The organism is Embleya sp. NBC_00888 (genome assembly GCF_045207655.1).
GTDB lineage: Bacteria > Actinomycetota > Actinomycetes > Streptomycetales > Streptomycetaceae > Embleya.
This window is the reverse complement of the sequence record NZ_CP108784.1, coordinates 70,792-87,154: the sequence shown is the minus strand read 5'-3', so window position 1 is coordinate 87,154 and position 16,363 is coordinate 70,792. Positions and strand designations below refer to the sequence as shown.

Annotated in this window: 11 protein-coding genes; 6 read left to right on the top strand and 5 right to left on the bottom strand. The window is 70.3% G+C overall.

Annotated elements, in window-relative coordinates:
• Positions 1-23: 23 nt before the first annotated feature.
• The 4 genes from OG948_RS00365 to OG948_RS00350 all read left to right on the top strand — a co-directional run bounded on the left by OG948_RS00365 (position 24) and on the right by OG948_RS00350 (position 5,790).
• Complete coding sequence (locus OG948_RS00365) at positions 24-1,079, top strand: substrate-binding domain-containing protein (RefSeq protein WP_406292800.1); 1,056 nt, start codon at positions 24-26, stop codon at positions 1,077-1,079.
• A 120-nt stretch (positions 1,080-1,199) separates the two neighbouring features.
• Positions 1,200-2,741 (top strand): sugar ABC transporter ATP-binding protein, encoded by a 1,542-nt coding sequence (locus tag OG948_RS00360; RefSeq protein ID WP_406292799.1) that lies wholly within the window; start codon positions 1,200-1,202, stop codon positions 2,739-2,741.
• 29 nt (positions 2,742-2,770) lie between these two features.
• Positions 2,771-3,784: an ABC transporter permease gene (locus tag OG948_RS00355; protein ID WP_406292798.1), complete on the top strand. Its 1,014-nt coding sequence runs from the start codon at positions 2,771-2,773 to the stop codon at positions 3,782-3,784.
• 161 nt (positions 3,785-3,945) lie between these two features.
• Positions 3,946-5,790 (top strand): IS1182 family transposase, encoded by a 1,845-nt coding sequence (locus OG948_RS00350; protein WP_406292796.1) that lies wholly within the window; start codon positions 3,946-3,948, stop codon positions 5,788-5,790.
• A gap of 2 nt (positions 5,791-5,792) precedes the next feature.
• On the opposite strand, the gene OG948_RS00345 is transcribed toward OG948_RS00350, so the two are convergent.
• The gene (locus tag OG948_RS00345; RefSeq protein WP_406292794.1) at positions 5,793-7,760 is read right to left on the bottom strand and encodes a pentapeptide repeat-containing protein; all 1,968 of its coding nucleotides are present in this window, start codon (positions 7,758-7,760) and stop codon (positions 5,793-5,795) included.
• Positions 7,757-8,398, bottom strand: a complete 642-nt coding sequence (locus OG948_RS00340; RefSeq protein ID WP_406300155.1) for a recombinase family protein — start codon at positions 8,396-8,398, stop codon at positions 7,757-7,759. Before OG948_RS00340 ends, OG948_RS00345 begins: the two co-directional genes overlap by 4 nt.
• Positions 8,399-8,565: 167 nt before the next feature.
• On the opposite strand from OG948_RS00340, the gene OG948_RS00335 reads away from it, so the two are divergent.
• Together OG948_RS00335 and OG948_RS00330 are read left to right on the top strand one after the other, a co-directional pair.
• Positions 8,566-8,988, top strand: coding sequence for a tetratricopeptide repeat protein (locus OG948_RS00335; protein WP_406292793.1), 423 nt, complete (start codon positions 8,566-8,568; stop codon positions 8,986-8,988).
• A gap of 1,184 nt (positions 8,989-10,172) precedes the next feature.
• Entirely contained in the window at positions 10,173-10,532 is a 360-nt protein-coding gene (locus tag OG948_RS00330; RefSeq protein WP_406292791.1) for a hypothetical protein, read from the top strand.
• Positions 10,533-11,105: 573 nt separating this feature from the next.
• On the opposite strand, the gene OG948_RS00325 is transcribed toward OG948_RS00330, so the two are convergent.
• The 3 genes from OG948_RS00325 to OG948_RS00315 all read right to left on the bottom strand — a co-directional run bounded on the left by OG948_RS00325 (position 11,106) and on the right by OG948_RS00315 (position 16,193).
• On the bottom strand, positions 11,106-12,575 hold the full coding sequence (locus OG948_RS00325) for an ATP-binding protein (RefSeq protein ID WP_395874343.1): 1,470 nt from the start codon (positions 12,573-12,575) through the stop codon (positions 11,106-11,108).
• 99 nt (positions 12,576-12,674) lie between these two features.
• Positions 12,675-14,588: a hypothetical protein gene (locus OG948_RS00320; protein WP_406292789.1), complete on the bottom strand. Its 1,914-nt coding sequence runs from the start codon at positions 14,586-14,588 to the stop codon at positions 12,675-12,677.
• Positions 14,589-14,885: 297 nt separating this feature from the next.
• Complete coding sequence (locus tag OG948_RS00315) at positions 14,886-16,193, bottom strand: helix-turn-helix domain-containing protein (protein ID WP_406292787.1); 1,308 nt, start codon at positions 16,191-16,193, stop codon at positions 14,886-14,888.
• Positions 16,194-16,363 lie beyond the last annotated feature (170 nt).

Below are 16,363 nucleotides of genomic sequence, written 5' to 3'. Positions count from 1 at the left end.
CCTCATCCATTTGGAGATCGACCATGACGCGCAGACGTATCCGAAACGGAGCCGCGGTGGCGACGGCACTCGCTTTCACCGTGGCCCTCGGCGCGTGTTCGTCGGGCAAGGACGACGGCGGGTCCGGGGCGGTCACGGGCGAACCGGCTCCCGTGTCGGGGAATGTCAAGATCGCGTATCTGCAGAAGCAGGGGGACCAGCAGTACTTCGTCGACGAGGCGGACGGGGCGAAGGCGAAGGCGAAGGAGTTGGGTGTCGATCTGAAGGTGGTCAATCTCGGCAACGACACCAACAAGGCGGTCAGCGAGGTTCAGGCGGCCGTCGCCCAGAAGACGAACGGCGTGATCGTGGTCGTGCCCGACCCGGCGGTGGGGCCGCAGGTGGTGGATATCGCGAAGGGTGGCGGTGCGGCGCTGTTGGCGTCGGATGACCAGATCTGTGTGAACGGTGCCGATCCGACCAAGTGTTCCCCTGATCAGCTGGTGCCGCGTGTCGGCTTCAGCGGGGCTCAGATGGGCACCCAGGTCGGTGACCGGGCCGCCGAGGAGTTCAGGAAGGCGGGTTGGGCTCCGCAGGACACCGCGATCATCGCCGCGTGGAAGCAGGACGTGACGGTCTGCTCGGACCGTGTCAACGCGGCACACGAGGCGTTCAAGCGGGCGACGGGTGCGGACGTCAAGCTGCTCAAGGTCGGCACCGACAACACCCCGCCCGACGCCCAGAACAAGACCGCGGCCACGATGAGCGGCAACCGGTCGGTCAAGCACTGGATCGTGTGGGGCTGCAACGACGAGAACGTCAGCGGCGCGGTCACCGCGCTGCAGAACGGCGGCTACGGGGCGGCCGACGTCGTGGGAGTGGGCCTGGGCGGCTACCTGGCCTGCAAGGACTGGGGCTCCGGCAAGCCGAGCGGCATGAAGGCCGCGCTGTTCATCAACGGCTACGAGGTCGGTGGTCTCGCCGTGCAGACGATGGTCGACCGCCTCAAGAACGGCAAGCCCTTCCCTCCCGAGGCGTTCGCGACCACCAAGATGGTCGACCCCTCGAACTGGCAACAGTCCGGCCTCAAGTGCAGCTGATCGAACCCTCGCACGGCGGCAACGACCTGAAGGGCGTCGCCTTCGACAGCACCGACCGGTGCGAGTCGCGACCGAGGCCTTCCGACGTCGTCGCGCCCCCGAAACGCCTCAAGGCCAGCCATGACGAATAGCCCACCCTTCGAAACCCCCGCGCTCACGGTCGAGAACATCCACAAGGAGTTCGCCGGGGTCCACGCCCTGCGCGGCATCACCCTCGACTTCCCCCGCGGCACCGTCACCGCCCTGATGGGGGAGAACGGCGCCGGCAAGTCCACTCTGATCAGGATCATCAACGGCGACCACCGTCCCAGCCGAGGACGTGTCCTCATCAACGGAACACCCCACGACCTGCACAGTCCGGCCGACGCGCGCAGGCACGGGATCCGGGTGATCGCGCAGGAACCGGAGATCGTCCCGCACGTCAGCGTCGCGGAGAACGTGTACATCGGCGCGTTGCCGCGCAGGAACGGCCGACTCCTGGACCGGGAGGAACTGTACCGGCGCATGCGCTCCGACCTCGAGCGCCTGGGATTCGCGCACGCCATCGCCCCGCAGACGCTCGGCTCCCGGCTCTCGCCCGCACAGTGCCAACTCGTGGAGATCCTGCGCGCGCTGACCACCGAGGCCACCGTCCTGGCCTTCGACGAACCGACCTCGTCCCTGTCCGATCACGAGGTGGAAGCGCTCTTCGGCCTCATCCGCAGGCTCCGTGACCGAGGGCTCGCCATCATCTACGTCTCCCACCGGATGCAGGAGATCTTCCGGCTCGCCGACCGCATCGCGGTACTGCGCGACGGGGCACTGGCCGGCATCCGCGACGCGGCGCGGACCGGCGAGGGCGAGGTCGTGCGACTCATGGTCGGGCGCGACCTGTCCGCGATGTTCGCCCGCAAACGCAACGCGCGCGACCGCGTCGTCCTGGACGTCCGCGACCTGACCTCCGACCACGTGTCGAACGTGCGCCTGGAGGTACACGAGGGCGAGGTCGTCGCCCTGGCCGGTCTGGTCGGCGCCGGCCGCTCCGAACTGGCCGCCGCCCTCGTGGGGGACCTGCCGATCCGCTCCGGCGAGGTGCGCGTCGACGGCCGAAAACTTCGGCTGCGCATGCCCCGGGACGCGGTGCGGGCCGGCATCGGCTACGCCCCCGAGGAACGCAAGGCCCAGGCGCTGTTCATGACCGGCTCGGTTCGCTACAACATCGGCATCGCCGTCCTCGACCGACTGCGACGCCACCGGTTCGTCAGCTCGCGACGCGAACGAGAACTCGCCGAGCAGTTCGTCGAGCAACTCGGCGTACGGACGCCGTCCATCGACCACGAGGTCCGCAAGCTGTCCGGCGGCAACCAACAAAAGGTCGTCCTCGCCCGCTGGCTGGCCCGTCGTCCCAAGCTCCTGATCCTGGACGAGCCCACCCGCGGCATCGACGTCGGCGCGAAGGCGGAGATCTACCGCCTGATCGACGAACTGGCCGGATCCGGCGTCGCGATCCTCGTCATCTCCTCCGAACTCCCCGAGGTCCTCGGCCTCGCCGACCGGATCGTCGTCATGCAGAACGGGCGGGTGACCGGCGAACTCGACCGCGCCGCCGCAAGCGAGGAGAACATTCTCGCCCTCGCCATGGCCCACGATCTCGCCAAACCGACCCCAGGACACCCGTCCTAGCCACCACGACCAGGCAGGCACCGCCACCGATGTCCACCACCGCCACCACCACCAAGCCCGCCCGCGCCATGCCCCGCCGCGTCACCTCGGCCATCGGCGCGCAGAACACCAGTCTCATCGCCGCACTGATCGCCGTCGTCGGCATCTTCACCTGGCTCGACGACGGTTACCTCACCACCGCCAACATGACCGTGATCGGCGACACCGTCGCGGTGACCGGCCTCCTCGCCGTCGTCCAGACCGTCGTCATCATCTGCGGAGCCCTCGACATCTCCGTCGGCTCCCAGGCCGGCATAGCCTCCGTCGTCAGCGCCATGGCATTCACCTCCGCCGGCGGCAACGCCGCCGTCGGCATCCTCGCCGCGATCGGAGTCGGGATCGCAGCGGGTGTCGTCAACGGCATCGTCATCGTCTACGGACGGGTCAACCCCGTCATCGCCACCCTCGCCACCCTCGCCGCATACAAGGGCATCGCCCAACTGCTCGCCGGCGGCCGCGCACAGGGCTACGTCCTGGGCAACGACTTCTTCATCTTCCTCGCCCGCGGCAAGATCCTCGGCCTCTCCGTCCAGATCTGGACCCTGCTCCTGGTCGCCGCCGCCGTGCACGTCCTCCTCAAGTACACCGACATCGGCCGCAACATCTACGCCATCGGCGGCAACGACACCGCCGCCCGCCTCGCCGGCATCAACATCAACAAATACCTCGTAGCCGTCTACGCCCTCGCCGGCGTCGTCGCCGCGATCGCCGGCGTCATCCTCACCGCCCGCACCGGCTCCGGACAACCCACATCCGGCAGCGAAGGCCTCGAACTCAAGGCCATCACCGCCGCCGCACTCGGCGGCTGCGCCCTCCAGGGCGGCAAGGGCGGCATCGGCGGCACACTCCTCGCCGTCTTCCTCCTCGGCGCCCTGGACAACGGCCTCAACGTCGTCGGAGTCAACTCCTTCTGGCAAAACGTCGCCCAAGGGGCGCTCCTCGTCGTCGCCGTCGTCATCCAACAACGCCGCAACGGCGAACGCGCCGTCGGCCTCCCGACGTAGCGCATGCGCCGGGGGACTATCAAGGACTCGGCTCTGTCTCACATTCGGGATGCTGTTGGTGATCTTGCCGAGTATTCGCTTTCGTTCGCCAGGCTGACTGTTCGCGCATGGGCTGCTTGGCTGGGAAGGAGTGAGCCGCAGCGAGGGGAGTGGCCATGTCGATGGGTTCCAATTCGGGGGCCGGGATCCCGGTGCGGACGTTGGAGGTTGCGCGGGCCGCCAACCCGCATGGCACCACGGCGATGTGGGTGCGGGACCGGCTCTCCGAGTTGTTCACGGACGAGGACTTCGCAGACTGGTATCCGTCGGACGGACGACGCGGGATCTCGCCCGCGCGCCTGGCGCTGGTCTCGGTGTTGCAGTTCGCCGAGAACCTGACGGACCGGCAGGCGGCCGAGTCGGTTCGTTGCAGGATCGACTGGAAGTACGCGCTGGGTTTGGAGTTGGACGATCCCGGGTTCGACTACTCGGTGCTGTCCGAGTTCCGGAACCGTGTCGCGGAAGGCGATCGTGCCGACCGGCTGCCGGCCGTATTCGTGGAGCGCCTGGTGGCGGCCGGGCTGGTCAGAGGTGGTGGGCGGCAGCGGACCGACTCCACGCACGTGTTGGCCGCGGTGCGCCGGCTCAACCGGGCCGAGTTGGTCGGCGAGACGCTGCGGTGCGCGTTGGAGGCGCTGGCGGCGGCCGACGAGACATGGCTCGCACCGCTGATCGTGCCGGGGTGGGCGGAGCGTTACGGACGGTCGGTCCGCTACGACCGGCTGCCGAAGAGCAGGGCCGAGTTGGACGCCTACGTCGAACAGGTCGGCGCGGACGGCATGTTGCTTCTGCGCGCGGCACACGCGCCGGATGCTTCGCCGAGGCTGCGGGCCCTGCCATCGATGCAGGTCCTGCGGCAGGTCTGGGTGCAGCAGTATTGGTACGACGCGGCCGGCCGGCTGCGTTGGCGGGGCCCGAAGGACACCAAGGACCGGGCCAGTCGCCGGGACCGGCCTCGCAGGGCCGCCTCCGCCCCGGCCGCCGACGGCTCACCCGACCCCGAATCGGCGCGGGTGCCCTGGTCGACGATGGAGGTCGTCACGCCGCACGATCCCGAGGCCCGGTTCTGCCACAAGGCCGGCAAGGCCGCCTGGGTCGGCTACCGCGTCCACCTGACCGAGACCTGCGACACCGGCGGGCCGAACGTGATCGTGCACGTCGCCACGGCGCCCGCTCCGGAACAGGACATCGAAGCACTCGACGGCATCCACGCGGCTCTCGTCGCCCGTCGATTGGCCCCGCACGAGCACCTGGTCGACGCCGGCTACGTCAGCGCGGAGACGATCCGGCACGCAGCCGCCACGCACGGCATCGACCCGACCGGGCCGGTCCGGGTCGATCCGCGCGCTTCCGACCGACCCGGCTTCGCCAAAGAGGATTTCACCTTCGACTGGGACAGTCGCACCGCGACCTGCCCACGTGGGGTCACCAGCCCACCGTGGAAGCCCACCCTCGGGGATCAACAGCCCCGATTCTCCGTCCTGTTCCCCAAGGCCGCCTGCAGAGCCTGCGAGGACCGGCTCCGGTGCACCGGCAACACCGGCGGCCGTGGTCGACATCCGACCCTGATGCCCCGGCCTCTGCACGAGATCCAGAGTCGGGTCCGCCGGGATCAGCAGACCCCGGAATGGCGGCGGCGGTACGCGATGCGGGCCGGCTGTGAGGCGACCGTCTCCGAGACCGTCCGGGCCCACGGGATGCGCAACTGCCGCTACCGCGGCATTGCCAAGACCCATGTCCAACACGTTCTCGCCGCCGCCGGCACCAACATCGCCCGGCTCAGCGGATGCCTACCACCAGGCACGATGCCCACCCGAACACCCAGAGCTCCCAGCCGTTTCCAACGACTCTGCGACGAGCTCGCGATCCCCGGAATCACTGACCCACAGAAGATCGCCAACAGCATCCAAGATCAGTGCCAGAGCCTGAAAGTGACAGCACCTTTCGCCACGATCAAATGTCAGTGAGTTCAGCGTTTGACGCGTCCTCGGATTGCGAGGACGGCGAGGGCGAGGAGGACGGGTTCGAGGAAGCGGGACGTCATCTCGATGTAGGTGCCCGCAGTGGTGAGGTTCTGGCCGCTGGAGCGGAAGACTACGGAGTTCAGGACCACCCGGGTCGCCTTCTCGGCGCGCTTGCCGCTTAGCCGCTCATGGGGCGAGCCGGTCAGGACCGGGTCGGGGTTGTCGGTGACGAGGTCGACGCGTTGGCCGGGTTGCGCCTGGATTCCGACGGTGTGGGGTTTGGGGTCGTCGGTGGGGAGTCCCCAGAGCATCATCGAGAGGATGGTGGCGGTCATGGCGAGGAGCAGCCAGGTGAGGGCGCGGGAGGCACGGAGGCCGTAGCCGGACAGGGCCCAGTAGGCGGTGAGGAGTCCGCGTTCGGCGCGGGGCCGTTCGCGGTCCTTGCGGCGCATCTCGGTCTCGGCGTAGTAGAAGTCGGCGGCGTCGGGTTCGTTCTTGCCGTCTTCGAAGGCTTTGCGCAGGTCGCGGTAGACGGGGGCGAGGTCGTCGGGTCCGGGGGTGTGGTCGGGGTCGGGGTGGTGGGGGCCGGGGGTCCATTCGCGGTTGGTCGGCGTGGTCGGGTTGGTGGGTGGGGTGCGGGTGGCGCGCCAGTGGTGTTCCTCGGCCAGGACCCGGCGGCGGGTCCACCGCCACGGCACCCCGAGGCGCCAGTGGGTGCCGGTTGGGGTGTTGGCGAAGAGGGTGTGGCCGGTGAGGCGGAGTTGGTCGAGGTGGAAGGCGCCGGTGAACACGCACCGGGTGAGGTCGGTGTCGGTCAGGACCAGGTGTGCGGCATCGACGCCACGCAGGGAGACCACCCGTACCCCGGTGCCCCCTGTCAGAGCTGACTCGTCCACGACACCGCCGCCGTCGGGGTTGTCGAAGGCGGTGGGGTGGGCGGTGACGGCGAGGGGTTGGGTGACGACCGCATCGGTCAGGTCGAGAGCCGCGTGCCGCAGCCGCAGGGTCGCGGTTGCGTCCCATCGGGTTCGCGTGCATCTGACGCGTGCGGCGGCGGCCTCGATCACCATCGGGGCACCGAACACCACTCCGGACAGACCGAGAATCCCCACGCACACGAGAGGGCCCAGTGTCGCAGCGGAGTGGAACGTTGCTCTGTTGAACCAGGCGTTGGTGGAGAAGATGGCGCAGTCGAACCGGGCGTCTGCCGAAAAGATCACCCTGTTGAACCAGGTCTCGGCGGAGAAGGTCGCCTTACCGAACTGAGCGTCGGCGGAGAAGGTTGCTCTGCTGAACCGGGTCTCGGCGGAGAAGGTCGCTTCGTTGAACCAGGCGTTGGCGGAGAAGGTGGCGCCGGTGAACCAGGTGTTGGCTGTGAACGTTGCCCTGTTGAACCAGGCAGGGCCGGAGAAGGTAGCCCCGTCGAACTGGATGCCGGCGGAGAAGGTTGCTTTGTTGAACCAGGCGTTGGTGGAGAAGGTGGCGCCGTCGAACTGGATGCCGGCGGAGAAGGTTGCTTTGTTGAACCAGGCGTTGGTGGAGAAGGTGGCGCCGTCGAACCGGGTCTCGGCGGAGAAGGTCGCTTCGTTGAACCAGGCGTCGGCGAAGAACGTCGCGCCGTCGAACCGGGTCTCGGCGGAGAAGGTCGCTTCGTTGAACCAGGCGTCGGCGAAGAACGTCGCGCCGTCGAACCGGGTGAGGCCAAGGCGCGGGCGGCCGGTGGTGGGGTCTCGGAGCGCGTGGAGGAGTGCGGTCAGCAGAGGCTGGTCAAAGGGGGTGCCGCGGTGATCGACGTCGGAGCCGTGGGTCAGGGTCGCGAGGTACGCGGTCCGGTCGGTGGGGTCGAGGTGGGTCAGGCAGCGAGTGTGTCCGGCGACGTGGATGCCCAGGCAGCCGATCGGGTCGGTTGCGCTCGCCCCCTGGGCGCAGTGCGGCCACGGGGGAAGTGTCAGTATCAGGGGGGGCGGCGTCATGCGACCGGCGCCGGTCGTTGCGGGCGGCGTGCGGCGCGGAGTTCGCGGAGATCGGGTATGTGGTTGTACAACGTCCCCGGACTCACCCCGAGCAGCTTCGCGATGGCCTGGACGCTGTTCTCCGGGTTGGGCAGCATGTCCCGCGCGGCCCGCAGCAGTTCGGGGGTGACGACGGTGGGCCGTCCGCCGACCCGGCCCCGCGCTCGCGCGGCGGCCAGGCCCTCGTTCGTGCCCTGGACGATCAGCTCCCGGATGAACTCGGCAAGTGCGGCGAAGACGTGGAAGACGAGGCGGCCGCCCGGTGTGGTGGTGTCGAGGCGTTCGTGCAGGGAGTGGAACCCGATCTCGCGCGTCCGCAGGTCGCCGACCATGGTGATCAGGTTGCGCAGGGAGCGTCCGTAGCGGTCCAGGGCGGGGACGATCAGGGTGTCGCCGGGGGCGAGGAAGGCGTGGCAGGCCTTGAGCTCGGGCCGCAGCGCGTTCTTTCCCGACTTCTTGTCCGCGAAGATCCTGCGGCATCCGGCCGCGGTGAGCGCGTCGAGTTGTCGGTCGAGTCGTTGTCCGCCGGTGCTGACCCGGGCGTAGCCGATGCGGATGTCGCTGAGGGTGCGCGGCCAGGCGGTGAGGGGGTCCTCGATGCTCGCGGTGTCGGGTGTGGTGTCCACAGGGGCATTGTGGTCTCAGAATCCAGCGTTTTCTGAAGTTCCCGACGAACGCCCGAAATCGACCCCGGGAGTTTTCAAGAACTCCTTCAACAACCCCCAACGCTCAGAACCTCGGGTCACCCTTTCCTGACGATCGATGGGTGGTGGGTCGTATCGGCGAGGCTGTTGACCTGTCGGAGCAGGTCGCCGCCGACTGCGAGCGGTTGTTCGGGCCCGAGCACCGCGTCACGCTCAACGCGCGCGGCAAACTGGCGGTCTCCTATCGGGTGGCGGGTCGTATGGGCGAGGCGCTGGTGATCGAGGAGCAGGTCGCCGCCGACCGCGAGCGGTTGCTCGGGCCCGAGCACCCTCACACGATTGCCGCGCCCGCCAACCTGGTCGACTCTTATCAGCAGGCGGGTCGTATCGGCGGGGCCGTCGCCCTGTTGGAGCAGGTCGTCGCTGGCGTCGAGCGGTTGCTCGGGCCCGAACACCCCGACACCGTGGCTGCGGCGAATGTTCTGCGGGTGTGGCGTAACCAGCGCCGGCCACGATTTTGGTCCCGATGGGCGAGATGCCGATAGTTCGCAGGTGGTCTGTGGCTAGCCCTCATCGCGTGTGTGGGTGGGTGGTGTGGTGGTGGTGTGTTGGTCGGCATTGTCATGTAGGGGTATCCGGGCTGTTCCGGGGGTCTTTCGGTGTGGTGGGAGGGCTGTTGCCGGCTGCCATGTGTTGATCTGGGGAGTGTTGCGGGCCGTCTACCACACACATCCGGCGTTGTCGGTTGGTTGGCCGTTCCTGTGTCACGTACCCGCGAGCGGGGGTGTGCTCGGGATATGGCCGACGCACGCAGGAACGCCTCTTCTCCGGGCCCCGGGGCCGTTGTGGTGCCGCGCCCATGGGCGGTACGGCGTCTGCTCGACATCGACGCCTCCGGGACGGTGACCGGCACGCACGCGCCGGATCATCGCCGAAGCGGCCGGGGTGTCCGAACGGACGATGCGGGTGGTGGCTGCGTGAGGCACGCGGAGGGTGTCTCGAAGCACGCCTCCGGACGAACGGCTTCACCCTTTCCGACGCGTTGTGGGCCGAACTCGCCCGTCTGGGTGGCAACGTAGCCGGCCTGCGCCGGTCGATGCCGGAGCGTCGGGCGGCGGGCACGCTCGCCGCGTGGGACGCCGCCTTGGTGCCGTCGTCGAGCACGCTGCATCGCGCGGTCCGTGATGACGTACGCGCCGGCCGACTGCTGGAGGTCGCCCCTCGATCCCGAACCGGCACACCCTCCAGTCACTACGACCGCGCACCGGCCGATCTGCGGGTGGAGGAATTCTTCGACGACCGGGCACCCGAACCCGCGTCCGCGGACACCGCCCCCGACGCCGCCGTTCCCGCCGTGGTTTCCCGGGCGCGCCTGTACACCCCCGACGCGCGCCCGGCACGCCACCGTCCCGGGTCGCCGCGATGGTCGAGGTGGTGGGGCATGTCGCGGCCGCACAGGGCGTGTTGTGCGTGTTCGGGGACTCCGGCCGGGGGAAGACGGTCGCGGTGGAACGCGCGTTGGGTCTGTTGCCGTCGCGGGTTCCGGTGTGGCGGGCCCTCGCCCCGTCCAGGCGACCCTGCCGTACCTACGGGCAGCCCTGGTCACCGCGTTGGACCTGCCGTCCGTGGCGCCCACACACCAGGCGCAATCCTGCGACCGGGCCCTGACCGAGGCGCTCCAACAGCCTGGGGTGTTCTTCCTCGACGATGCCAACGCCTGGTCCCGGTCATGCTCGACCACCTGCGCCTGTTGTGGGGTGCGCCCACGGCCACCGCGGCCCTGGTCCTGTGCGGTGCCGGGTGTGAACGCGTCCCGGCGCCGGCGCCGGCCTCCCGGGTCCTGACCCGGCACGAGCTCACCCGGCTGGGCTCGGCCCGACTTCCGCGCACCCTGCGGCTGTTCCACCACCTGTGGGAAATCGTCGCCACCAAGGACGTGCGGCACGTCGACGACACCGTGGCCAGGGGCGATTTCCGCATCCGGGCCGGGATCACCTTCCATCTGCACGTCATTCGCGTCCGCCGGCCGGACGCCGTCGCCGGCCGTGAACTCCTCGGACGGGCATGCGCGCCCGGGGCCCGTTCCTGACCCGCGGCGACCACGACCACACCCACTGGCTCCGCCGCCTCACCGTGGGTGCCACCGGGCGTGAAGGACGCGGGGGAGGACCTCGATCGGGTCGCCGATCGCTTCGGTCGGCGGTCGCGGCCGTGTGAACGTTCGGGCGGCGAGGTCGTCCGGCCGGGGCGGCCCGGGACGCGGGGATGGTGGCGGTACCCGGTCGGCCGGCGCGGGGTTGCATTCGGACGAGGCATGCCGGGTGGTCGGGGGCGGCGAGGACGCGGGGGCGGCCGGCGACCATGCGCTCGGTCGGCATGACGTCTGTCCGGGGCGACAGGTCCCACGCTCCTTCGGTCCGTACGTCGGGGGGACCTCGGCGGTGGGGTCGCGCGTTCGTCGCGTTCGTGGGGGTGGAACACGCGAGGACTGTCGTGCGGGTCGTGTCGGCGTCGAAGGTGATCGTGGTTCGGACGCCGATCACGTTGTGCTTCGCCGGACGACGTGGGGAACACCCCGCACGGGATCGCACCGCAACGCCGCACACGGCGTCGGGTGCCTGTTGCGACCGGGTCCGCAACGGCTGGTTCGGCCGGGTCGGGGTCAGGCGTACAACTCGTCGAGGCCGATCAGGCGGACGTCGTCGCGGGCGTCGGCTTCGTGGCGGAGGTGGTCGGTGAAGCCTGTGGCGCTGAAGCACGCGAGGACGCATCCGGCGGTTTCCAGTCCGCGGCCGGCGAGGACGTCGCGGGCACGGGTGAGGCGTGCGAGGTGGGGCAGCCCGATCGTGGTTCCCCATTTGACTTCGCCGAGCAGCGCGATCCTGGACGGGTGGGCGCCGGTGCCGGCCTCGACGACTGCCGCGTCGATCTCGACGGAGGTGCGGGAGGAGGGGTCGGTGACCACTCCGGCGCCGACGTGCCCCAGGGGCGCGCCGGCGAGGTCGGCGCCGGGACCGAGGAGGTGATCGCGGCACAGGGCCTCGAAGTGGGGGCCGGCCACTTGGGCCGCGAAGCGTTCTCGGGAAGCGGCCCAGACCCGATCGGCCTGGCCGAGTTCCAGGCGCCCCCAGGCGGGGCGCATGATCGCCTCGTAGAAGGTGATGAGGGGTTCGACGATGCGGTACCTGGACTTGCCCTGCCGGAAGACGTCCATGTCACGGGTGAGGAGGTGGGCGTCCTCGAGCACGTTGAGCGGGTGGGAGATGTCCACCGCCTTGCGCCCGATGAACCCGGCGATCCCGCCGCGGGTGTGATTGCCCTCCGCGACCGCGGCCAGGACGGAGTGGTAGAGCGAGGTGTCGCGGATGTCGGTCTCCTCGGCCAGCAGATACCGCGCTTCCCGAAACAACGGGCTGAGCGGGGACATCACCGCACGGCACACCCAGTCGTCGAAGTCCGCCGGCGTGCCGGGGACATCGTCGGCGAGGAACTGCCGCCGGTACGCCGGCGTTCCGCCCAGGACCGCCCCCAGCCTCACCGCCAGTTCCGGCTGGTCGGCGACTTCCCAGAACGCGGCGGCGGCACGGTAGTCGAACGGCCGCACCACCAGCTCCAGTTGCGCCCGCCCGCGCAAAGGCGCCGAACCCGCCAGCAGACCGCCCATCACCGACATCGCCGACCCGCACAACAGCAGCCGCATCCGGCTGGGCCGGGTCTGGAACCGGTCGATCTCGCGCTGCAGCAGCGACGGCAGCTCCGGCGCCACCTTCGCCAGGTACGGAAATTCGTCGAGGACGATCACCTGCGAACCCTCTCCCCGGGCCGGATCGGCAAGACCGAACAGGAAGGTGACCGCGTCGTCCCACGTGGCGAAGGAGAACGGCGCCGGCGCCCCGGTGTGCTCGGCGAGCGCGGCGCCGAACTGCCGCAGGGACTCACCCGCCGTCGCCGTCGTCGCGCCGAAGTAGAACCCACCGCACTGCTCCGTCAACGCCCGAAGCAGATACGTCTTCCCCATCCGCCGACGCCCGCTGACCACCCCCAACAACGCATGAGGCGAAGCTCGGGTCGCGAACGACACCAGCGCCCGCCATTCCATCGCGCGATCGAACACGTGCTCCGGCTTCTGCATGCTTCTCCTTAGGACCACACTTCTAAGGAGTGTACTCCTTGCGATGATGCGATGCCGGGGCCGCAGGTCGGTGTTCCGGCAGTGGTGTGGGCCGGGGCGTCATGTCCGCAGTCGAGACCGAGACGAAAGAAGAGAGGCCCGGGCCCCACCGGCCGTGCCGCACACACACCCGCCCCCACCGCGCCGAGTGTCGAACCACCCGCACAAGCCCACCGGCACGCCGCGCCGCACACAGTCGACACCCGAACGCCGCCGGGCCGGCGACGGGGAGACACCGGGGCCACCACGACGGACACAACGAGCATCCCACCGCGTGGCGTCACATGAACACGCCGACCGGGTGCGCGCATTCGTCGGCTCCCCGAATGGCCGGTGGTCCCCCGAGACGTCGGCGTGGTCCGGCCGAGGCGCGATTCCGGGCGGTGGTTCGGCGACCGGGGGACATCGACGGCACGTTCCCCGCGCCCGTCCCGCCCCGACGACGTCGAGGCCACGTCCCGCCGCCCCGGGGGATCGAGGATGCCCCGCGCATCGACGTTCCCCCGCCCCCCGCACGGGGCGCGCGCGGTGAGGAGCCGAAGGGCGCGAGTGCCGACGTCGCCGCGTGGGCACGCGAAGAGCGGAAGGATCCACGGAAGGAAGGAGCCTCCGGGGCGTCAGCGGCTGAACCAGCCTTGTGTGTCCGCGACTTCGGCCAGGTGCTCTTGCGGAGCCCCCCCCGAGGGTCCATTCGGCCAGCAAGACCCACTCCAGCGGATAGTCGAAGGGACTGCCGATGATTTTGGTGGCGGCCTGTTCTGTCATGGCGTGGCTGTCCAGGAGCGTTCGGCCGTCCGGTCCGTGGGCTCTCAAGGCGTCGAGGATCTCATCGTCCGGTCCGGTGGACGTCCTGGCCGCCAGCGCGTTCAGCGCAGGCCAGGCCGCCGCCCCGTAGGGGGCCATGTCCGCCAGGTCGTTTGGCGTGAGTGGGGCCAGGGGATCGGGAAGCGGCTCCAGATGGTGGGCGAGGAGAAGCAGGGTCGGGGTGGACAGTCCGACGGCCGCACCGAGAGTGGCCGGGTCCAGGCGGTGTGAGAGGGAGGACGCTCCGATCCGGCCGGAACTTGCGATCAGTGCCCGGAGCGAGTCGGCGGGCTGCGCGCGAACCGCTTCGTCGAGCCGGGCGATGTTGGCCGTGACCACGGGGTCGGCTGCGATGGTGAGCAGGGCCAGGATCCAGGTCGCCCGAGACAGCGGATCGCCGTGTCGATCGAACTGCTCGGCCCACCAGGGGCCTGTGTCGAAGCCGTGGGCCCTGCGCAGGCTTTCCACGAGCCGCCCGTAGTCGGCATCGGGCCCGAAGGGCTGGGAGCCCGTGGTGATGCCCCCGCCGGTGACGTATTCGGTGGGTGAGGAGGCGGCGCCGATCACGGCGATCTCGGCGGCGAGCCAACACGGCCCGAAGATGGCGGCGACGGCTCGCGCGGTGTCGATCCACGGTGACGTCGTGTTGGCCTGCCCCTTGCCGAACTTCGCCGCGTTGCGCAACGTGGAGAATCTGCCGTCGCGGGCCTCGAGCCGTGCCGTGGCTCCCTGACGGCCACCGCTCCAGTTTTCGGCGTGCCCCACCGGCAGGAGATAGAGCGCCCCGTCGGGGCCGATGGCCTTGTGGAGGAAGTGTTGGGGGGCCAACACGCGCAGGAGGTCGTGGGCGAATCCGCCGCGCGTGCGCAGGTCCACGTCCGTGCAGTGTCCGTCCAGGACGGCACGTACCAGGCGTTCCTCCTGGGCGGATCCGGGTTCGGCGGTGGCGCCGGCGGCGAAGGCCGCCGCCGCGATCCGCGGATCGGTCAGGGTCAGGGCCGCGATGTCCTGCGGCTCCAGGCGGTTGGCGGCGTCGAGAGGCTCGCCGACGCGCAGCCAGGCGCGTTCGTCCGGGGTGCCGATCGCCGGGCGCAGGTGGTGTTGCCACCAGGTGTCGAACTCGCCCTTCTCGGCGACGAGCCTGGCGACCAGAGCAACCTGCTCGCCCACCGATCGGGCCGGCGCCGTCAGCGACTACCGATACGCCCGCGACGCCGCGACCGAAGAGCCGTCCGACGGCCGCGCATCGACCGCCGAGGAGCGCGCGTTCGAGGCCGTCGTGCGCGACGTGCGTGCGGACCCGGGGCCGCGCCAAGCGGTGGTGAGCAACCCCCACGGGTCGACGGACGAGACCGCACGTCGATCCGAACTCCCGCACTCGCTCCGGCAACCATCTCCGCTGCGCCGTACTGCCACGAAAGCCGGCCGCGAAGGACGCGCCATCCCGGGAGGCGTGGCGTGATGCTTTCACTGCGCCTTGGTGGCGGTGAGGAGGTCTCGGACGCCGATGGTGTTGGGGTGTCGCTCGGCGAGTTCGGTGACGATGCGGCGGATGGAGGGCCGGTCGCGCACCTCGCCGGGCGCCTCCCGATGAGCGGCGGCCAGCGCGTCGGCGGTCTGTTCGGCTTTGCCGAGTTGCCACCACGCGCGGGCCATGTCGGTGTGCAGGCGTCCGCGTCGCTCGGCGGTGGGGAACCGCCCCGGGTGCAGCCGGCCTCCGGCATGCAGGGCGGCGCCGGCGTCGCCGAGGGAGTACAGCACCCCGACCTCGTACAGCCCTACCGACGCGGGCGTCACCGTGAACACCGTCCTGGCCTCGGGGCCGGCGGGTACGCGCCGGACGGCGCGTTTGGCGTCGGCCATCAACTCCAACGCGTTCGCCCGGTCCCCGGCACCGGCGCACGTGTAGGCGGCGGTGCACAGCATCTGCGCGTAGGCGGCGGCCTGTTCCGGCGTGGTCAACCCGGTGCCCTCCACCCGCGCGGCCGCCTCCAGCGTCACCCGCTGCGCCGTGGCCTCCTGCCCCTGGTGGCGCAACACGATGCTGAGCATCCGGGCCGAGGAGGCGGCGGCCAGCGGCGATCCGCTGTGGTGCGCGTACACCGTCGCCCGGTCGGCGGCGGTCCGCGCCCGCTGGTACCGGCCGATCTTCGAGAGCGTCTCGGTCGCGAGGTCGTAGCACGCGGCCAGTCGCGCGAACGCGCCCTGATCACCGGGAGCGGTGTCGGCGTGGGTGTGCCCGGCAGCGAGCAACTCCGGCAGGGCCGCGACCAGTCGGGCGTGATCGCCGCTGTCGTACCACCCGCGGGCACGCCGAAGCCGGGCCAGGACGTCGCCCCCGGTGGTGGGGGAGGAGCGGGTGGGGATCGACGCGAGCGCCTGGTCGACCCCGCCGAGCATCGTGACGGGAACGGCCGCGAGAGAGGCGGTCAGCAGGCGGCGTCGGCGCATCGAGTCGTCCTCCTCGTCCCGCCGCACGGCGGTCCGGGCCACCCTAGCCGGTAGCGGCGCGCTCACGCCCAGTGCCGCGCCCAGTACCCCGACAGGCATGTCCACCGCGGCGGCCAACCTGCGCAACACGGCCACGTCCCGACCCGAATGCGCGCCCGACTCCAGGCGCGACACCGTCGACGCCGAGTAACCCACGATCGAACCCAGGTCGCGCTGCCGCCAGTTCCGCGCCAAACGCCCGACGCGCACCAAGCCCCCGACGTCGCCGCGCGCGGCCAACAGCCGCACCCGCGGCGCGTCCCACGGCGGACGGAGCTCGACCATCACGACCCCCAGGGCGCGCAGACGATGTCCGCCCCCACCGTAGCCGGCGAATCACCCAGCGTCGACGCCGCGTGCACAACACGCACACCGATTGCACGAACCGCACACACCCTTCCCGCCCCCACCGCGGCGCGGTCTGCTGGTAACACAACAGCACCCCCACCACACAA

Bases quoted from the DNA above. Each gene is read 5' to 3' on its own strand.
- OG948_RS00325 (WP_395874343.1), bottom strand. From the start codon at position 12,575: ATGCAGAAGCCGGAGCACGTGTTCGATCGCGCGATGGAATGGCGGGCG.
- OG948_RS00315 (WP_406292787.1), bottom strand. From the start codon at position 16,193: ATGGTCGAGCTCCGTCCGCCGTGGGACGCGCCGCGGGTGCGGCTGTTG.
- OG948_RS00350 (WP_406292796.1), top strand. From the start codon at position 3,946: ATGGGTTCCAATTCGGGGGCCGGGATCCCGGTGCGGACGTTGGAGGTT.
- OG948_RS00355 (WP_406292798.1), top strand. From the start codon at position 2,771: ATGTCCACCACCGCCACCACCACCAAGCCCGCCCGCGCCATGCCCCGC.
- OG948_RS00365 (WP_406292800.1), top strand. From the start codon at position 24: ATGACGCGCAGACGTATCCGAAACGGAGCCGCGGTGGCGACGGCACTC.
- OG948_RS00345 (WP_406292794.1), bottom strand. From the start codon at position 7,760: ATGACGCCGCCCCCCCTGATACTGACACTTCCCCCGTGGCCGCACTGC.
- OG948_RS00330 (WP_406292791.1), top strand. From the start codon at position 10,173: ATGCTCGACCACCTGCGCCTGTTGTGGGGTGCGCCCACGGCCACCGCG.
- OG948_RS00360 (WP_406292799.1), top strand. From the start codon at position 1,200: ATGACGAATAGCCCACCCTTCGAAACCCCCGCGCTCACGGTCGAGAAC.